15 protein-coding genes are annotated in these 20,721 nt (G+C 33.5%); all 15 read left to right on the plus strand.

Annotated elements, in window-relative coordinates:
* Positions 1-216 precede the first annotated feature (216 nt).
* The 15 genes from ACKJXD_RS04520 (at position 217) to ACKJXD_RS04590 (ending at position 20,713) form a co-directional block, all read left to right on the plus strand.
* Positions 217-2,058, plus strand: a complete 1,842-nt coding sequence (locus ACKJXD_RS04520) for an IgaA/UmoB family intracellular growth attenuator (RefSeq protein ID WP_430875660.1) — start codon at positions 217-219, stop codon at positions 2,056-2,058.
* A 229-nt stretch (positions 2,059-2,287) separates the two neighbouring features.
* Complete coding sequence (pyrG, locus tag ACKJXD_RS04525; protein ID WP_220216878.1) at positions 2,288-3,925, plus strand: glutamine hydrolyzing CTP synthase; 1,638 nt, start codon at positions 2,288-2,290, stop codon at positions 3,923-3,925.
* Between the two features lie 49 nt (positions 3,926-3,974).
* Positions 3,975-5,276: a phosphopyruvate hydratase gene (eno, locus tag ACKJXD_RS04530; protein ID WP_065559328.1), complete on the plus strand. Its 1,302-nt coding sequence runs from the start codon at positions 3,975-3,977 to the stop codon at positions 5,274-5,276.
* A gap of 253 nt (positions 5,277-5,529) precedes the next feature.
* Positions 5,530-6,456, plus strand: coding sequence for a VirK/YbjX family protein (locus ACKJXD_RS04535; protein WP_430875661.1), 927 nt, complete (start codon positions 5,530-5,532; stop codon positions 6,454-6,456).
* 140 nt (positions 6,457-6,596) lie between these two features.
* Positions 6,597-7,499 (plus strand): lysine exporter LysO family protein, encoded by a 903-nt coding sequence (locus ACKJXD_RS04540; RefSeq protein WP_220216880.1) that lies wholly within the window; start codon positions 6,597-6,599, stop codon positions 7,497-7,499.
* Between the two features lie 161 nt (positions 7,500-7,660).
* Entirely contained in the window at positions 7,661-8,533 is an 873-nt protein-coding gene (locus ACKJXD_RS04545; protein WP_220216881.1) for a helix-turn-helix domain-containing protein, read from the plus strand.
* A 28-nt stretch (positions 8,534-8,561) separates the two neighbouring features.
* Positions 8,562-9,842: a 3-phosphoshikimate 1-carboxyvinyltransferase gene (aroA, locus tag ACKJXD_RS04550; protein WP_430875662.1), complete on the plus strand. Its 1,281-nt coding sequence runs from the start codon at positions 8,562-8,564 to the stop codon at positions 9,840-9,842.
* Positions 9,843-10,523: a (d)CMP kinase gene (gene cmk, locus ACKJXD_RS04555; protein WP_220216883.1), complete on the plus strand. Its 681-nt coding sequence runs from the start codon at positions 9,843-9,845 to the stop codon at positions 10,521-10,523.
* A 111-nt stretch (positions 10,524-10,634) separates the two neighbouring features.
* A complete protein-coding gene (gene rpsA / locus ACKJXD_RS04560; protein ID WP_220216884.1) occupies positions 10,635-12,317 on the plus strand; it encodes a 30S ribosomal protein S1 in 1,683 nt (560 codons plus the stop codon).
* A gap of 98 nt (positions 12,318-12,415) precedes the next feature.
* Entirely contained in the window at positions 12,416-12,706 is a 291-nt protein-coding gene (locus tag ACKJXD_RS04565; RefSeq protein WP_220216885.1) for an integration host factor subunit beta, read from the plus strand.
* A gap of 394 nt (positions 12,707-13,100) precedes the next feature.
* Entirely contained in the window at positions 13,101-15,344 is a 2,244-nt protein-coding gene (locus tag ACKJXD_RS04570) for a DNA internalization-related competence protein ComEC/Rec2 (RefSeq protein WP_430875663.1), read from the plus strand.
* 607 nt (positions 15,345-15,951) lie between these two features.
* Positions 15,952-17,193 carry a MotA/TolQ/ExbB proton channel family protein gene (locus tag ACKJXD_RS04575; RefSeq protein ID WP_220216887.1) on the plus strand — a complete coding sequence of 414 codons (1,242 nt, stop codon included), beginning with the start codon at positions 15,952-15,954 and terminating at the stop codon, positions 17,191-17,193.
* A gap of 97 nt (positions 17,194-17,290) precedes the next feature.
* A complete protein-coding gene (locus tag ACKJXD_RS04580; RefSeq protein ID WP_220216888.1) occupies positions 17,291-18,688 on the plus strand; it encodes a TolC family protein in 1,398 nt (465 codons plus the stop codon).
* A gap of 18 nt (positions 18,689-18,706) precedes the next feature.
* Positions 18,707-19,342 (plus strand): hypothetical protein, encoded by a 636-nt coding sequence (locus ACKJXD_RS04585; RefSeq protein ID WP_430875664.1) that lies wholly within the window; start codon positions 18,707-18,709, stop codon positions 19,340-19,342.
* A gap of 18 nt (positions 19,343-19,360) precedes the next feature.
* Entirely contained in the window at positions 19,361-20,713 is a 1,353-nt protein-coding gene (locus ACKJXD_RS04590; RefSeq protein WP_220216890.1) for an HlyD family type I secretion periplasmic adaptor subunit, read from the plus strand.
* Positions 20,714-20,721: the final 8 nt, after the last annotated feature.

Here is a 20,721-nt window from a genome sequence, read left to right on the forward strand (position 1 = left end):
TATCATATGCTTCTCTAATTATTTTTAATATGATTATGTTTATTGTTATGACATTAACGGCCACGATTAACGGCATTAAACTATTAAGGAATATAAAAATTAACCGACATCGAATTGTTGAAATTAAAAAATATTACGAAGAAAGATTAGGTAATTATCGTTAATCTTTAATAAAACGTTTTAATATAAAATATAAATAAAAAAGATCTTTAATGTATGTTAGTTATTTTACTGTTTGTTGTTGTTTTTTTCATCTTTGCGTATTTTGAATTAGCTGATCACGATTCTATAGAAGTAGAGGAGGATACCTTTATCCGTGAAAATGCAATTCGACAGCTAACTGAAGAAGAAATTCTTCTTCTTCAGTCTTATCTTGATGATGAAAATAACTTTACAGCTCCTTATCAAAAGGAAAGCTCATTAATCAGTTTCGATGTGACGAAAATAAAAGGTTATATTGAAAAAGATTTTACCGATGAAATCCAATATAAATATTATTATAAGATGGATAATGTCCAGTTATTTTTTCCTTACAATATGGATTACGCTATTATGGGTTTTACATCTCAAGATCCAGAGCAACATATCGATAAGACAAAAAACATCAATACTGTTGAAATTGTTTTTACAAAAAGTTATGGAATTGTTGTTAAAATAAACAGTTATGATTTAATACAGGCGGGTCTAAATTTATTTGTACGTAAACAAAAGCAACGTTATGATTATTGGCAGACAGGAAAATTAAAGCCTATTTGTATGAGTAATTTAGAAAAATCTAATGAAACCTTATCTCAACAAATCACTGAAGCATCTGAAAAAAAACCGACTTTCGAGATTCTAAGCAGACGGGAAAAAAATCAATTTGAAAATGCAATCGAAGACCGAAGCAATTCTGGCAAATTAATGACATTTTTTTTTGTTTTAGGCGTTATGTCTTTATTAGCTGTAGAACATTTTCAGTCGATTGCATTGGTTGTTTTTTCAATCATCTGTTTTATTTTTTCCCTAATAGCATCGAGTAAAAAGCGGAAATTGCCTACCGAATATGTTAATCATATTCAAGCACAAATTTGGCGTAGTGGAAAAGACCGTAGTAATTTAAGTATTGATACAGACTTTTATGTTTACTATCCCTCATACTGGGAAATATTTCTCCCAGATACTAGCTATATACCAATTGATATGCAGGTCGAAGTTGATACAAAACAAGTGCTTAGTTTTGGCAAACACTTATCAATAAGCGAGGAAGTGAAAAATTATGGCGCACCTAAATTTTTTCACCATAATGTTATATTAGCCATTACGGGATTAATACTGGCTATCTTAATTTTCTTTTTTACTAAAGCGGGTGAAAAATTAGATTTTACCTATCAACAATTAACCTCGACAGCCACTACTTGGAATATTGATGATAAAGAAAATTTAAAGCAATCCGCCATCCACTCTATGGATCGGGTTAATTTGAATTTATCTAGTGTATCATGTGATATTCTAAATACGCAAAGAATAAAACCTCATCATGTTCAATGTAATAAGATATTTGTTAATCTCAACCCAATAGACAGCAATAAACTTAGTGATTTTCCTAGTCTGTATCGAGTAGATGTATTTAGACAATTAATCGATGATGCAAAAGATAAAGTGCTCAGGCTACAAAATGATGAAAACAACATTAGTATACAATTAACCAATTCAATTCAACTCTATGATGAAAACTATAAATATTCATATGGTAATGAGGGTTTCAAAGCGCAGCTTGATTACTATAATGGTATTTTATCAGGTAATAGTGCCAACTTAAAAATTACTGGTATTGTCACCAATGTAAGCTATCATAACAGAAAGATTTCGAAACTAACGCTTTTAACTGATTATAGAAATGATAGCGATAAAAATCAGTTATTCTCATTTTTTTCGCTAATTTTGATCAACAATTTTGTGTTTCTATTTGTTATCTTAATCACCTTAATAAATACTATTCTGATTTTTCGGAAAAAAGAAGTGAATCAATCACGACTTGAAAAAATTATTAGTCATTATAGAGATAAAATATTTTAAATATATGGATGAATTGTTTTGAATTAAGATTAGACGGATTATCAAAATAATAGACACAAATTTTGTAGGTAATATGGCTAACAAATGAATTAAACGTAATTATTCAATTGTGAGAGAAACCATATTCTGTTATACTAATTTCCCGTCTGATTCATCATATATTGCATTAGTTTTTATGGTTTAAATTTCTGCAATATTATTCTATTAAATAAATAATGGTCTGGTATTAATGGTCACGAATTATATTTTTGTTACAGGCGGTGTCGTTTCTTCTTTAGGTAAAGGCATTGCCGCAGCATCATTAGCTGCAATTTTAGAAGCCCGCAATTTAAAAGTCACCATGTTAAAACTTGATCCCTATATTAATGTCGATCCGGGCACGATGAGCCCTATTCAACATGGTGAAGTTTTTGTAACGGAAGATGGGGCAGAAACGGATCTTGATTTAGGTCATTATGAGCGTTTTATCCGCACTAAAATGACTCGCAAAAATAACTTTACAACAGGTCGTATCTATTCCGACGTATTACGTAAAGAACGTCGTGGAGATTATTTAGGCGCGACTGTTCAAGTTATTCCTCATATTACCAATGAGATTAAATCTCGTGTTATTGCTGGCGCAAAAGGGTTTGATGTTGCCATTGTCGAAATCGGTGGCACTGTTGGGGATATTGAATCTCTCCCATTTTTAGAAGCTATCCGTCAATTGGCGGTAGATGTGGGTCGTGAACATACCTTATTTATGCATTTAACTCTAGTGCCGTATTTAGCATCTGCAGGCGAAGTCAAAACTAAACCTACTCAACACTCTGTTAAAGAGTTGCTATCTATTGGTATTCAACCTGATGTGCTTATTTGTCGTTCTGATCGCATCATTCCAGCTAACGAGCGGGCGAAAATTGCTTTGTTTTGTAATGTAGCCGAACGTGCGGTTATTTCGTTAAAAGATGTCGATTCAATTTATAAAATTCCAGCTCTTTTAAAATCACAAAACTTAGATACTTTTGTCTGCAATCGATTCCATCTTGATTGTGTTGAGGCAGATCTTTCCGAGTGGGAACAAGTGATTTATGAAGAAGCTAATCCTGTTGGTGAAGTCACAATCGGTATGGTAGGTAAATATACTGAATTACCTGATGCGTATAAATCTGTTAACGAAGCATTAAAACATGGTGGTTTAAAAAACCGTTTAACAGTTCATATTCGTTACATTGATTCAGAAGATCTTGAATCACGTGGTACGGATTTACTTGCAGGCTTAGATGCGATTTTAATTCCTGGTGGATTTGGCTATCGTGGTGTTGAAGGTAAAATCATTGCTGCACGCTATGCACGTGAGAACAAAATACCTTATTTAGGTATTTGCTTAGGAATGCAAGTCGCCATGATTGAGTATGCCCGTAATGTTGCTGGAATTAAAGATGCAAATTCTACAGAGTTTGTTAAAGATTGCGCGAATCCAATTATTGCGTTAATCACTGAGTGGAGTGATGAATCGGGTAATGTGGTGCAACGTAATGAAAATAGTGATTTAGGTGGTACTATGCGCCTTGGTTCTCAAATATGTCATTTAGAACCAGACTCATTAGTGTTTGATATGTATCAAAAAGAGTCAATTACTGAGCGTCACCGTCATCGTTATGAAGTAAATAATAATTTATTACCTGAAATTGTAAAAGCAGGATTAAAAGTAACCGGACTTTCAACTGATAAAAAATTAGTCGAGATTATCGAGGTTCCTGATCACCCATGGTTTGTTGCTTGTCAATTCCATCCGGAATTTACCTCGACACCACGAGATGGGCATCCACTGTTTAGTAGTTTTATAAAAGCTGCCAAGGAGTATCAGCAGTTACAACAAAAATAGTTTCAAAGTTTTACATTTGTAATATATCTGTCATATAGAGGAAAATAACATGGCAAAAATCGTTAAAGTACATGGTCGTGAAGTCATCGACTCTCGTGGGAACCCAACAGTTGAAGCTGAAGTTCATTTAGAAGGTGGTTTTGTTGGTCTAGCAATCGTTCCATCTGGTGCATCAACTGGTTCACGTGAAGCGTTAGAACTTCGTGATGGTGACAAATCTCGCTTTTTAGGAAAAGGTGTTTTAAAAGCTGTTGAAAACGTAAATGGCCCAATTGCGAAAGCAGTTGTTGGTAAAGATGCGTTAGACCAAGCTGCTATCGACCAAATCATGCTTGATTTAGATGGAACTGATTTTAAATCAAACTTAGGTGCAAACTCAATTCTTGCAGTATCTTTAGCTAATGCTAAAGCAGCAGCAGCAGCAAAAGGTGTACCACTATATCAACATATTGCTGATTTGAATGGTACGCCAGGTCAATACTCTATGCCGTTACCAATGATGAACATTATCAATGGTGGTGAACATGCTGATAATAACATCGATTTGCAAGAATTTATGATCCAACCAGTTGGCGCAAAAACGGTACGTGAAGCAATCCGTATGGGTTCTGAAGTATTCCATAACTTAGCGAAAGTTTTACATGCTAAAGGTATGAATACAGCTGTAGGTGATGAAGGTGGTTTTGCTCCTAATTTAGATTCAAATGCAGAAGCATTAGCTTGTATTAAAGAAGCTGTTGAAAAAGCGGGTTATGTATTAGGTAAAGATATTACTTTAGCGATGGACTGTGCTGCTTCAGAATTCTATAACAAAGAAACAGGTAAATATGTATTAAAAGGTGAAGGTAATAAAGAGTTTACTGCTCAAGAATTTACTCACTATTTAGAAGGTTTAACTGAACAATATCCTATCGTATCAATCGAAGATGGTTTAGATGAAAGCGATTGGGACGGTTGGGCATACCAAACTAAAGCATTAGGTCACAAAATCCAATTAGTGGGTGACGATCTTTTTGTAACTAACACCAAAATCTTCAAACAAGGTATTGAAAAAGGCATTGCTAACTCAATCCTAGTTAAAGTTAACCAAATCGGTACATTAACTGAATCTATCGCAGCGGTTAAAATGGCGAAAGATGCAGGTTATACTGCTGTTATCTCTCACCGCAGTGGTGAAACTGAAGATTCAACTATCGCTGATTTAGCTGTTGGTTTAGCTGCTGGTCAAATCAAAACTGGTTCAATGAGCCGTTCTGATCGTGTTGCTAAATACAACCAATTAATCCGTATTGAAGAAGCATTAGGTGCTAAAGCTCCATTCAACGGACTTAAAGAAGTGAAAGGACAATAATTTAGTTTATAAAAACTGAATAATTGTTCAACTAAAAAACGGTGACCAGTTCACCGTTTTTTATTTTCTCGCTTTTCTTATGGAATACGATGACAAAGGTTGCGTTGATTTATGTTGTATTGTACTCTTAATATTTGGTATTTATAACTAATCTTTGATATCTATTGATATTTTATAATTTAGCCTTATATAAATTCTTTATCAATTAACTAACTCAATTTTATATTTTCTGCTTATGAATAATATTACGAATATGTCCCAGCCAAAAAGCAAATGGCAACTTTTTAACTGGCTTTGTACCGGTAAACTTCCGCTAAATGAACTTTGGCTCAATCCGACTTATCGTTATAAATTTTTTTTTAGAACCCTATTTTTAAGTCCCATTACACTAAAATGGTTGGATAAATTAAGACAATATCCACTGATTGGCTACTATTTTTCTTGCCAAACTAATTTACCGTGTAAATTACAAAGACCCTATTTATCGTCATGTTTATCGCAACATGAACGTTATGCTGCTTTAGCGTGTCATTATGATTTTTTAGCGAATCAACCTGATAGCATGACTAAGGCTTTTTATGATCCAACTAAACCTTTTATATTGGCTAATCTTACCGTCAAAAATGAAGCTAATATTCAAATAGCTATTCAAGCCCGTAACAAGTTTGCTCGGGAAGGTGAAATAAGCCTTTATTTTTATGATAATGACGGTATTGATTTAGCAACATTAACTTTTTCAATCATTCAATATCAACAAAAAACAACATTATTTATTGCAGGGTTGCAAGGTACGGGTCACCACGAAGCCCGTGTTCGTGTGCAAAAGGCTACCAAACAGTGTTATGGTTTATTTCCTAAACGAGTCGTCGTTGAGGCTGCATTAATCATTGCTAATCATTTTCAGTTAGAGCAAATTGTCGCAGTTGGAAATAAAACCCATGTTTATAACAACTGGCGTTATAATAGTCGACAAGAACGAATTTTATCGGATTATGATGATTTTTGGTTAACGATTGATGGAAAACAGGATTCTCGTGAACTATTTATCTTACCTACTGAGATTAGTCGAAAATCATTAGAAGATATAGCGAGTAAGAAACGTTCAGAATATCGAAATCGTTATGCTTTATTAGATCAACTTAAATTAAATATTGAAACACAATTAGCATCATTAACATAATAAAACTAATAATTATTAAAGTGGTTTGGCACTAAATTATTAAAATTGATTACAATCGATATTCAACTTGTTGTTTATCGATTTTTTTAATCAATACGAATAAAAATAAACGTTAAAAATTAATTAGTAGGGAATAAAATATGTATTTTGGTATTCTAATAGCACTTGTGCCTTTGTGCATTGGTTATTTAATTAAATGCAAACAAGAAAAATGGATAGCTAAAATTAACCAAATTTTAAGTTGGATGGTTTATTTTATTCTTTTTATTATGGGTGCTGAGCTTGCTCATTTAGATAACCTAGCGACTAATTTGCAAAACATTCTATTTTATACCGCCATTATTTTTATCTGTACTTTTGGCGGTAATTTTATTTTTTTAATGTTGTTTGACCTGTTTCTACCTTGGAAAATTTCAAGTGCCAATCAAACATTTGGTTCACGCGTAAAAATGATTTTAGAATCATTGCGTGTCTTTATTGCACTCGTTTTGGGGTTTGTAGTCGGACTTTTTCCATTGTTTGTATGGCAATATACCGAAAACATTATTCAGGTTGTATTAGTTTTTTTACTCTTGTTAATTGGTATTCAATTAAGAAGTAATAATATTTCGCTTAAACAAATTTTACTGAACAAAGTCGGTATTGCAACAACGCTAATTGTCATCATAAGCACTTTTATTGGTGGAATAGTTGCTGCTTTGCTATTAGGTCTACCTTTGCGTATAGGGTTAGGTATGTCATCTGGATTTGGTTGGTATTCTTTGTCAGGTATTTTAATGACTGAAGCGCATGGTGCAATTATTGGCAGTGCTACATTTTTAAATGATATATTACGTGAACTTTTTGCCATTATACTCATTCCAACATTAATAAAACGCTATAAATTAACAACATTGGGGTTATGTGGTGCAACGTCTATGGATTTTACTTTACCTATGTTACAAAAAGGAGCTGGAATAATGATAGTGCCAGCTGCTATCGTGCAAGGTTTTTTGCTTACGTTGCTAATGCCAATATTTATGACGTTATTTAATTACGGATGATAGATTATCCATTATTTTAATCAAAAATCGTATATTGATGAATTGAAAATGATATGCAAAAGTTAATGGTAAAATGAATTGAACAAAATTACCTAGATTGCAAATTGGCAATATGATTACCTTATGTTACACTGCCAAAATCCGAATGATTTGAGTGAATTATGAATACTGGATCGATTGATTATTGTGCGATAGGTCAGCGTTTACGGGCGTATCGTATAGCGGCTTCCTTAAAAGCAGAAGACATAGCACAAAATCTTAGAATTTCAAGAGCTGCGGTTTACCGTTTAGAGAAGGGTGAAATTATCAAAATCGAAACATTAGGCCGTTTAGCGACCTTGTTAGATACATCCTTAGCGAGCTTGATTGGTATTGATACCGAATATTATTCAAGTGGTGAAGGTTTTTTTGAACGTATGCGTCAACTTGAAGAACAATCAACACATATTTATTCTCATTTTGATCCTTTTTCTTTTTTACTCACTTCACCAGATTATCTTTCTCATCTTGCTATGATGCTAGATGAATCGGGCGATTCAATTAATTTAAAAAAATATGCAACAACGTTAGCTATTTTAAAAGAACGTCAAACACAATTCTATCAATCAGCACCTAACGTCATTAATTTAATTAGTTTACGCAATGTGGAGCGTTTTTTACATATTGGTTTAGTCGGTAATTTAAATCTTTCACCGGGTAAAAAGTCCGAACGCATGCTATTAGCTCGCAAAGAAGTCTATCACTTAATTGAATTAATTGAACAACAAACTTATTCGCCAACCATTGCTATTACAGAGCATGCTATTCCATCTATTGCGTTTCAATTATTTTATCAAAATGAAGCCCCGATTTCGTTAGCGATGAGCCCGTTTCGATTAGGTGAATTACCGAATGTGACCACAGGGATTGCTTCTATTACCTCATCTCACGATGCGATTAAGCGATACCGTTTGTTATTTGATAAATTGTGGCAAAATAGTGCTAAAGATGAACAAGCCATTGAATTGTTGAAAGCAACTTTAGATAAATTTTAAAAATCTTAAAAATAGAAAGAGAACTATCATGTTATCCCTAACATTACAACCGATAAAAAGATTTAATGGTACGATAAACTTACCAGGTTCAAAAAGCGTGTCTAATCGGGCACTACTTTTGTCTGCATTAAGTCATGGTAAAACACGTTTAACAAATTTATTAGACAGCGATGATGTCCGTTATATGCTTGATGCGCTAAAAGCATTAGGTGTTACGTATCAATTATCAAATGATCGCACGATTTGTGATATTGAGGGCGTCGGCGGAAAACTACATTCATCCCATGCATTAGAGCTTTTTTTAGGGAATGCCGGTACGGCGATGCGTCCTTTAACTGCTGCGTTATGTCTTGCTGAAAATAATATTGTACTTACGGGTGAACCGCGTATGAAAGAGCGCCCGATAGGGCATTTAGTTGATGCGCTTCGTCAAGGTGGCGCTAAAATAGATTATCTTGAAAATGAAGGTTATCCACCACTCCAGATTCATGGTGGCTTTATTGGCGGAAATATTCAGGTTGATGGCTCTGTTTCAAGTCAATTTTTAACGGCGCTATTAATGGCATCCCCACTTGCTGTTAACGATACTGAAATTACTATTTTAGGGGATTTAGTTTCTAAACCGTATATTGATATCACGATCAAAATGATGGCAATCTTTGGGGTATCAGTTATCAATGATAATTATCAAAAATTTGTTATCAAAGCAAAGCAAACTTATAAGTCACCGGGTACTTATTTGGTTGAAGGGGATGCTTCATCCGCTTCATACTTTTTAGCTGCAGCGGCAATTAAAGGTGGCACTGTTCGCGTCACGGGTATTGGTAAAAAAAGCTTACAAGGTGATACCCAATTTGCTCATGTACTTGAAAAAATGGGTGCCAAAGTAACGTGGGCTGATGATTATATCGAGTGTAGCCGAGGGGAACTTAATGGTATTAATATGGATATGAATCACATCCCAGATGCTGCGATGACAATAGCAACAACAGCTTTGTTTGCCAAAGGAACCACAACCATCCGTAATATCTATAACTGGCGAGTTAAAGAAACTGACCGCTTATCTGCTATGGCAACTGAATTGCGTAAAGTAGGGGCAGAGGTTGAAGAAGGTAACGATTATATAACGATTATCCCGCCTAAATCTTTAACACATGCTGAAATAAAAACCTATAACGATCATCGTATGGCAATGTGTTTCTCATTAGTAGCATTATCCGATACGCCCGTGACTATATTAGATCCTAAATGTACAATGAAAACATTTCCTGACTATTTTGAACAATTTAAACGATTGAGTGAATACTAAATGAATACATTCGTTCCTGTTATTGCTGTTGATGGCCCTAGTGGTGTGGGGAAGGGCACGTTGTGCCAAGCGTTAGCTAATCATTTCAATTGGCATCTTTTAGATTCTGGCGCAATTTATCGAGTACTTGCGTTGTCGGCGCTCAATCATCACATTGCACTGGATGATGAACAACAATTAACTCAATTAGCATTAAATTTACCTTTAAAATTTGATACCCGTCATGGGGAAGTCAAAGTACTATTAAATAGCGTCGATGTCTCTAAAGATATTCGTACTGAAGAGACCGGGGGGGCTGCCTCTAAAGTCGCTTCGCTAAATCAAGTTCGGGCAGCATTATTGCAACGGCAAAGAGATTTCAGGCAAGCGCCGGGGTTAATTGCTGATGGGCGAGACATGGGGACAGTTGTGTTTACCGATGCACCAGTAAAAATTTTTCTGGATGCTAGTCCACACTCAAGAGCAGAAAGAAGAATGAAACAGTTGCAAGATAAGCAAAAACATGCTAAATTCGCCGAAATTTTGCAGGAGATAACTGCGCGTGATGAGCGAGATCGTAATCGAGCCGTTGCCCCATTAAAACCTGCAACAGATGCACTAATAATTGATACCACATCACTTTCTATCCAAGATGTATTTAATCAATCTATTACGTATATAAACGAAAAACTTGCGTTGTAAATTTATTTATAACGTGAACAAAGCTCCATTATAAGGACGAGTGGAGTATCATAAACAACCCCACAAGACATGATGTAATGTGGACGTTAATATTAATTTAAGTATATAAATATGACTGAATCTTTTGCTCAACTCTTTGAAGAGTCTTTAAATCAACTAGACACTCGTTCTGGTAACATGATCCGTGGTACTGTCGTTGCAATCGACAAAGATGTTGTTTTAGTTGATGCTGGTTTAAAATCTGAATCAGCAATTCCGGTAGAGCAGTTTAAAAATGCCCAAGGCGAATTAGAAGTTCAAGTTGGCGACATCGTAGATGTTGTACTTGATTCAATTGAAGATGGCTTTGGTGAAACAATTTTATCTCGTGAAAAAGCTAAACGTCATGAAGCGTGGCTTACATTAGAAAAAGCAGTTGAAGATGCTGCAACAGTTTTAGGTGTTATCAATGGTAAAGTTAAAGGTGGCTTTACGGTTGATCTTAATGGCGTTCGTGCGTTCCTTCCTGGTTCGCTTGTTGATGTACGTCCATTACGCGATACTTCTCATATTGAAAATAGAGAAATCGAATTAAAAGTTATTAAATTAGATCAAAAACGTAACAACGTTGTTGTTTCTCGTCGTGCAGTAATTGAATCTGAAAATAGCGCAGAAAGAGAACAACTTCTTGAAAATCTTCAAGAAGGTTCTGAAGTTAAAGGTATCATCAAAAATCTTACTGATTACGGTGCATTCGTTGATCTTGGTGGTGTTGATGGTTTACTTCATATCACTGATATGGCTTGGAAACGTGTTAAACACCCAAGTGAAGTGGTTGAAGTGGGGCAAGAATTACTTGTTAAAGTTCTTAAATTTGATAAAGACCGTTCACGTGTATCTCTTGGCTTAAAACAATTAGGCGAAGATCCATGGGTTTCAATTGCTAAACGTTACCCAGAAGGTACGAAAGTAACTGGTAAAGTAACTAACTTAACTGATTACGGTTGTTTCGTAGAAATTGAAACGGGCGTTGAAGGTTTAGTTCACGTTTCTGAAATGGATTGGACTAACAAAAACATTCACCCATCTAAAGTGGTTAGCTTAGGTGATGAAGTTGAAGTTATTGTTCTTGAAATTGATGAAGAACGTCGTCGTATTTCTCTTGGTCTTAAACAATGTAAACCAAACCCATGGTTACAATTTGCTGAATCACACAATAAAGGTGATAAAGTTAGTGGTAAGATCAAATCAATCACTGATTTCGGTATCTTCATCGGTTTAGATGGTGGTATTGACGGTTTAGTTCATCTTTCTGATATCTCTTGGAATATGCCAGGTGAAGAAGCAGTTAAAGCGTATAAGAAAGGTGATGACATCGAAGCGGTTGTATTACAAGTTGATGCAGAACGTGAGCGTATCTCTTTAGGTATTAAACAACTTGAAGATGATCCATTCAACAATTTTGCTTCAAACTACAAAAAAGGTACAATTATCAAAGGTAATGTAACAGCTGTTGATGCAAAAGGCGCAACAATTGAAATTGCTGATGGTATTGAAGGCTACTTAAAAGCACAAGACATTGCACGTGAACGCATTGAAGATGCGACGACTGCATTAAAAGTTGGCGATGAAGTTGAAGCTAAAATTGTTAATATCGATCGTAAAACTCGTGCGATTTCATTATCTGTACGTGCTAAAGATGAAGCTGATGAAAAAGAAGCGTTAGCTGCTGTAAATAATACTTCTACTCAAGAAGAAGCGTCATTTACAAATGCAATGGCAGAAGCATTCAAAGCTGCATCAAAAACCGAGTAAAATATATTCATTTAAAAAGTAAAGAGGGCTTGCCCTCTTTTTCTTTTGTGGTATAAAATGAATCAATTATATACTACATACATTAATTAGGAGTGACCATGAACAGATCAGATTTAGTAGAAAAAATTGTCAACTGGCGGGCACACCTTCCTGTGCAACTGGTTGATAATGCTGTAAGAGATATTATCGAACAGATCGCTTTAGCTATGGAAAGTAATGATCGTGTAGAAATACGTGGGTTTGGTAGTTTTAGTCTAAATTATCGTGCTCCACGAAAAGCGAGAAACCCAAGGACCGGCGGTAATGTTGAGGTTAAACATAAATATATTCCTCACTTTAAGCCAGGAAAAGAGTTACGTGAAAGAGTCAATAATGCTGCAAAAGCATAATTGCTAAAATCTCCAAAAAACCTTTGAATATTTTCAAAGGTTTTTTTTTGAATAGCACTTTATTTCTATTAAATCAGATAACTGTTAATAACCTTTATGCAGGTTATCCATTCTTAATTATGATGAAGAAAAATTTAATCATAATACTTATTGTTATTATTAAATCATAAATGGTAAGACTTCCATCTATCATTAAACAACGCATACTAATTTTTCGTAAAAAGAAATATAAATTGGAACTTCGATCTACTTTTTAGCGTTAATTTATTTTTTGAACTTAAAACATAATAGGCTTAGTAAATATTCAATGTAGATATTTTAAGCCTTGTCAATGCGGCATATTTGTTCATATGATTTTTTTGCCATAGCCTTTTCATTAGGGTGTTTGCCTCTAATGTTTTTGCCTAATTTACCTTCAGATGAGTATTGGTATTTTATTGCATTTTTGTTGATAATAACTGTTTTGCCTTTTTTCTCTAAATCAAAACTTCATTTAACATTTTCTGTTTTTGTATTGAGCTTTTTATGGGCTACTTCTTATGCCAAACAATACATATTGAATATTGAACCATTAATTGATCAGACCATAATCGTAAAAGCCAAAGTTGTAAGTCTTAACACTCGATGTGCTTCTAGGCAAAACGAGCCTTATAATGTGCAATTTTCGATTTTAAATATAGAGAATCATTATGTTTCAGCGCCTATTCCTATCTCGATATACTGGGATAAATCCTCTGTACCTAAATTAGGTCAAATATGGCAATTGACCATAAAAACGAAAGTTGTTCATAGCTATTTAAATCAAGGTGGATTTGATAGTCAGCGGTTTGCGATAGCAAATCGGACTTTACTAACAGCAAAATTAAAAAGTGAAAAATTATTAGATGAAAATTATGATGTTCGGCAAAATATTGCTAGTAATCTTGCAAAGTATATCGATTTATTTCCTTATCGTGGAATTTTAAAAGCACTGGCATTTGGGGATCGATCTCAATTAGAAAAGTATCAACGTACCATAATGATGCAAACTGGCGTTGCTCATTTAATGGCGATTTCTGGCATGCATATTTTATTAGTCTTTTGGATGTGTAGTTTTACCATTAAATTAAGCATGTTTTTTGTTCCTCAGCGTTTCAGTTATTGTCATACTCCTATCGTAGTTGGTTGGATGTTTGCTTTTTTTTATGCATGGTTAACAGGTTTAAATCCTCCCGCATTAAGGGCAATGTTGGCTTTATCAATATGGATTTATCTACGTTATAAAAATAGACACATAAGTTCGTGGCAAAAAATTAATCGTATTATTGCCTTAATGTTGTTATTCGATCCTTTAATGATTCTATCTGAAAGTTTCTGGTTATCTTGTTATGCTGTGGTAAGTTTAATTTTTTTATATGAGTGGATACCAATTTCAAACAGAATACAACATAAAAAAAGATGGTATTTAATTAGGTTGTTGCATTTACAGTTCGGTTTAACCGCATTATTACTACCAATACAAATTTTTGTTTTTCAGGGTATAAGCCCTGTATCCTTATTAGCAAATCTTATAGCTATTCCAATTATTTCACTATTTACCTTTCCTTCAATCTTGATAGCACTTGTTTTTAGTTGTCTTAATTACTTTCATTTATCATTATGGTTTTTGTATGTTGCAGAAATATCGCTTGAATGGTTATTTATTTGCTTAGAACTAATAAATTTCTCATGGCTTAATTTGTCATCTAATTTTTATCTATTCAGTATTATCGGATGGCTAATGATTATATCTTTACGTATTGGAATTTGGCGTCGTTTCAATATAACCCTTGTTATACTATTAATGATATTAGTTACGCCATTTTTCAAACAGCAGAATTATAAATGGCGATTAGATATGCTAGATGTAGGGCATGGATTAGCCGTTGTTATTCATGATGGTAAATCAGCTATATTATATGATACTGGAGCTAAATGGGAAAAAAGTTCCGCTGTTGAGCGTATCATTATACCTTTTTTAATTTGGCATGATTTAGAGGTAAAAGGCATTATCATTAGTCACCAACACAATGATCATATTGGCGGATTAACTATTCTTCAACATCTTTACCCAAAAGCTTGGTTAATGAGTTCTTCAACCACACTCAGAAACAATTTTTATTGTAAAGCTGGCAACAAATTAAACTGGAATAATCTGACTTTTGAAGTATTATGGCCTAATAAGTTAGTAAATTATGCACAAAATGAAGATTCATGCGTAATAAAAGTTTATGATAATAATTTTTCTGTATTATTAACAGGTGATCTAGAACGAAAACAAGAATATCAATTAGTAGAAAAATATGCACAAGACCTTGCATCAACTATTTTACAAACTCCTCACCATGGTAGTAACACTTCATCAAGCTATGCTTTTTTAAATTATGTTAATCCAGCAATCTCATTAGCTTCAACTTCTCGCTATAACGCCTGGCATTTACCTTCAAATAAAGTCATACAACGTTATCAGGATCTACAATTAGATTATCGTGTTACGGCAAAATCAGGTCAAATAAGTTTATTTTTTCATGGAAATCGATGGGAGTTAAAGACTATAAGGAGTGAAATAAACCCAAGATGGTATCACAACTGGATAGGGCGTTTACCAAATTATAATTAAATAAATTATTACAATAATAATTTTAAAATACATTATAAATTTTGCTTGGTCTGTAGAAGTCATCTTATATATTTATAAGACAATTTGATAGATCACAAGTAATAATACTTACACTATTCATTTCTAATATATCTCAATATGCTTTAATGATATAAAAAATATATTAAATAATTTACAAAAAGTATGAGTATAATTTTTTTAATTTGAGTTTGTAACTTTTATGTAAATTTATTCTTTTTAAATATCAAATTTAAAAGAAATATAATCAATGAATATATAAAAATATATCTTCATGAATAATTGAATGAATTTCTTTGTTTGTCGATTTTGTGATTTTTTATAAGAAAAAATCTAACATTAGTCCAAATGCTACTAATTCTTGTTGTAAACTGGCTTTTTTAAAGCTAACTCATTATAAATAAAAACTAATTAGAAATTTTTTTTACAAAAAAGGTTTCATTTTTTATGAATCGATAATAGAATAGTCAAGGCATCATTTTTTGTAAAAAAAGATTGATGAATATAAATTATTTATAAAGAATTAGAAAATTTTTAAAGCAAAACTAAATTATAATTGATTTTCTAATTTAGTTTAAGGATGGATAAAGTGAAGTTGAATTCAGTTAAACGATCGATAAGTTTGATCTTTTTTATTCTTTTTGCAATTGTAATGGCTTTTACAATTTTTCACGATTTGCTTTTAGAGACGATTGGGCACAATCCGATAATTAACTCAGTTATTGTTTCAATGCAAATTATTGGTGTAATTTATGTCTTTTATGTCTGTATTTCTCTAGTAATGAGCATTAACAGTTGGAATAATTTTACCTCTTTAAAATCTAATGATGTTGAAGCTCTTGATAAGTACCAATTTTCAGGGGCTCTTAAAGGTTTAAGAGGTCGAGTTTCTGATTTAGTGCTAGCTGGACCGGAAATTCGGAGTTCTATTTTAGATGAACTAAAAGACAAATTTTCGCATCGTGTATCTGGGGCTGATTATTTATCAGGATTACTTGTCGGGCTTGGTTTATTAGGTACCTTTTTGGGCTTGATAATGACAATGGGCAGTATCACTGAGGCGATGATGAACCTCAAAAATAATGCGAACGATATTGGTAAATTACTAGATAGTATTAGTGGTCCATTGAGCGGTATGTCGCAAGCGTTTTCAGCTTCGTTTTTGGGGTTGATGGGCTCTTTAGTGATGGGTTTATTAGCACATCTTTTAAGTTCTATCGTAGATAATGTTTATCACTCAGTCGACGATTGGGTAAAAAAACACGCTGAAGATCAAGTGTCCGGATTTGGTGGAGCAGAGGGGGCTACAGGTTCATATTCTGGTTCAACAGGCGTACTAGGATCGGGATCACACGGTGGAAGTATTAACGCTGCAATATTAGATGCATTTAATCAATTTCTTGCTTCTATGAATGAACAACAACCTATATTACGTAGTATTAAATCAGAACTTGAAACGGCAAACAATGCATTAAATGTCATTGATCAGCACACAGTTAAAATTGCACAAAACCAAATACAGACAATTGATGCAATTGATAGTGTTCATGTCTCAACAGAACAAAATCGTACAGCCTTAGTAGAAGCTATTGGAGGTATGAATGCTGATCGTCTGCAAATTGTGACGTCTTTTGACGAAGTGTCAGAGACATTATCTGTCTTACAATCAGAAATACGTGGTGTTCGCCAGCAGTTGTTAACCATTGAATCTGTTGCTCGTACCAAAACAAGTGATTCAGAAGCTGTTGTAAAAGCAATAAGACAACAAAATGAAGCTTTGATTGAGTGTGTCGGTCAAATGACCTCAATAAAGGCATCGATTCAATCATAAGTTAATACTTATTGTTTTGGTTTAGTTAACTCTATTTTCAAATTAACAGAATAGAGTTAACCATGTTTAATTGTTATTAGTTATATGGATTGTTGTTGTGAAAAATAAAATTATTGTATTAAGTGTGCTTTCATCTCTTATGATCGGTTGTACTGTTAAACATAAACAGCATAACACTCAGGAAACGTATGAAGAGAATGAAATTATTTTGTTGTCTGAAAAACAAGTCCCAAATACCTTACAAGAAGATTTCAACATTTCAGCGAAAGGTTTATCTTTACAAGAAGCTATTGAACTAGCTCAATATTATTCACTCCGTACCGTTTCAGCCAATTCTAAATTACAAGAAGCCGATGCGCGTATCCAAGAAGTCAGTGCGACTTATTATCCTAAAGTTAATGTATTAGCAAAAACTCGAGATAAAGCCTTTGATAGAATGAAATCAGTTTCTCGTTCGAATGATGAATATGCACAGGCTCAAGTTTCTTTACAATATAACTTACTCGATTTTGGACGAACACGTTATGGTGTTGATAGTGCGACACAACTTCGTGAATCAGCTAAATACACGGCTGAATTTGAAAAAAGTAAAGTAACATTTAATGTTGTTAAAGCTTATTTTAATATACGTCGTTACACGCAACAAAAAGGTTATGCACAAGATTATATCAAACAGATGTCTGATCTTGTAAATACTATTGGTGTTCGTGTTTCAGGGGGGCTTTCTCCACAATCAGAATTAATTAGAGCTAAATTAGCATTAACCAATGCTCAAAATGCTGCTAAATCAATTGAACTACAACTAAAAAAATCAATTCAAGAACTTAATACATTATTAGGTCGATCTGTACCAACCCAAAGTGTCAAATTAAAAGAAATTTTTATTAATAGTCACGAATTTAATGATGTTTTAGCTGATGTTTTAGCAAATAATCCTGATATTAAATCTTCAGAGTTTCAATTAAACAGTTCTCGCTCAGAAGTAGAAGTTGCCAAAAGTGCACGTTATCCATCGGTTGATGCTGTAGGTTCATATACAAAACCTTTCCAACATCCAGATGATAAAGACGGTAACTTTATTGGTGGAAAAGTCTCATTACAAGTAAGTATGCCTATCTTCGACGGTGGAGTTAATACCTCTAAAATCAATCAGGCTTCGGCTCGTTACAATTATAGTATGGCATCTTATAACCAACTTGTTCGAGACATTAAAGAAGTTTCAAACAATTTGGTAGAAGATGCGCTCAACGCCACTGATACATATAAAATACAGTTTAAAGCAGAAAAAGATGCGAGTAAAACACGTAAATTATATATGGATGAGTTTCGTTTAGGTCAACGTACTTTGAATGATTTGTTAACTGTTGAAACAGACTATTTCAGTGCTAAAGTCAGTAAATCTTCTGCATTGTATGATTACTATCTTTCAGCATTAGGTTTGTATCTTTTAGCTGATCAGCTTGATAATGGAATGTCAAGACTAAGCTTAAAATAACAGAAAAGGTATTGTTTTATGAAATCGAATTCTCATTTCTGGCCGGCATATGTAGATATGATGACAGTATTGTTACTAGTATATCTTCTAGTAACTTTAATTTTTCAAATATTGTTAATCATTGCTCAACAAAATGCTGGTGTTAAATTACGTGACCGTAACCAAGTAGTTACCGTTCACTATAAAATTGATGAAAATGTTGATCCAAATGAATTACGTTTGGCATTTGATAATAATAAAAATGCAAACTATTTAGATTCTAAAAATGAGGAAAAATTATCTGAATGGATGGAAATTCATAAGGATGAAATAGAGCAAAAAGGTGCGGTTGTTTTCTCAACAACTATTTCTTCAAAAGATGAACAAACAGGTAATGATTTAAAGCTTCAGTTTGAGCGTAATATGCATTTGTTGGGATTGATACAAGATAAAGTTTCATTGGGTAAAATCAAGATCGAAAATGCTTCTGTAAATAAAAGTGATGTTGCGTTTGTGTCTATTCGCATCTTAAAAGCAGGTGAGTTACAAGAAGACCAAAATTCAACTAAAGCTAAAGAATCAGAGTCATTGCCGTCAAATGGAAGTGGTTCAACTACTTTACCACAGCCACAATTTAATAGTATTGAAGATCAACAACCTTTATTAGCAGATTAAAGGATTTTTGGAACTAAAATGAAAGATAAAATTCTAATTTTAGAAAAATTAGTTAACAACTTTCGAGAAAAAATTAACAAAAAAACAATTGTTAATATTCTTCCAAAACGAATTGTTGATAGTAAGCTAATGAACTACCTGCCGACTGGAATGGCAGGTAGAACATTAGTTATCATCATTTTATTTCTAATTTGGATTTCGTTATTTAAAGTTGATGTATTAGTAAAAGGTGTTGGCGTTATTCGTGTTGAAAGTCGAAATGTCACTTTACAACACCCTGAAGGTGGCGTAATACAACAACTCTTAGTACATGAAGGGCAGCATGTAACTAAAGGACAATTAATTGCTATTGTTGATAATAGTTATGTTAATGAAAGTTTTGCCAAAAATGAAATTGAACGTAAAGCATTATTGGTCAGAATAGAACGGCTTAATGCAGAATTAAGTAATGAAAAATTTGAACCTAAATTTACAGGTGAAAAATCATTAGATGAAATTATAACAAGTGAATTAAATTTATTTGATTCAAGATCAGTTGCTTTACGGGCGCAAAAACAAGTCATTAATGCTCAAGTAGAACAAAAGAAAGCTCAAATTTTAGAACTCGTAACTAAAATTGATGACCTTAGCAAACAAGCAGAGTTGACTAAACAGGAAGTTCAACTTTACAAAAACATGGTAGCTAGAGGGGCAGCAGCACAAGGAACATTGCTTCAGAAAAAACTTGAAAATCAGCAAATTCAAACAACACTTAATGAATCAAGATTAAGAGTGCCACGATTAAATAGTGAACTTTCAGAATATGAAGCAAGGTATGAACAGATTCAAGCCGATTTTATATCTGATGTTCAAAAACAATTAACTCAAGTGAATATCAATTTAAGCGATGTTGATAACTCACGAACGCATAGCGAAGGGCGACGAGAAAATTCAAAAATTGTTAGTCCTGCTGATGGCGTTATTCAGCGCCTGTTTGTTGCTCATACAGGCGCAGTTATTCGAGCTGGGGGAGAAGTTGTTGAAATAGCACCTTCAGAAGTCCCTTTAATTGCCGAAGTAAAAGTAAGACCAGAAGATAGGGATCGTATTTGGGAAAAAATGGTTGCAAGATTGCATATCAGTGCTTTTGATGTTTCATATGCAAACACCTTAGAAGGAAAAGTATCTGTTATAAGCGCAGATGCTGTTTCAGACGAGAACTTAGGTCGATATTATCTTGTTAGTATTGAAGTTCCTTCTGAGAAATATAATGTAACAATGTATCCAGGTATGAGTGTCGATGCATATTTGCTGACTGGAAAAAGGACATTGCTTGAATACTTTTTAAAACCTTTATTATCAAACAGTTCGCTTATTTTTTCAGAACCTTAACGTATTAA

The sequence above is a fragment of the Gilliamella sp. G0441 genome, from assembly GCF_050589305.1.
Classification (GTDB): domain Bacteria; phylum Pseudomonadota; class Gammaproteobacteria; order Enterobacterales; family Orbaceae; genus Gilliamella.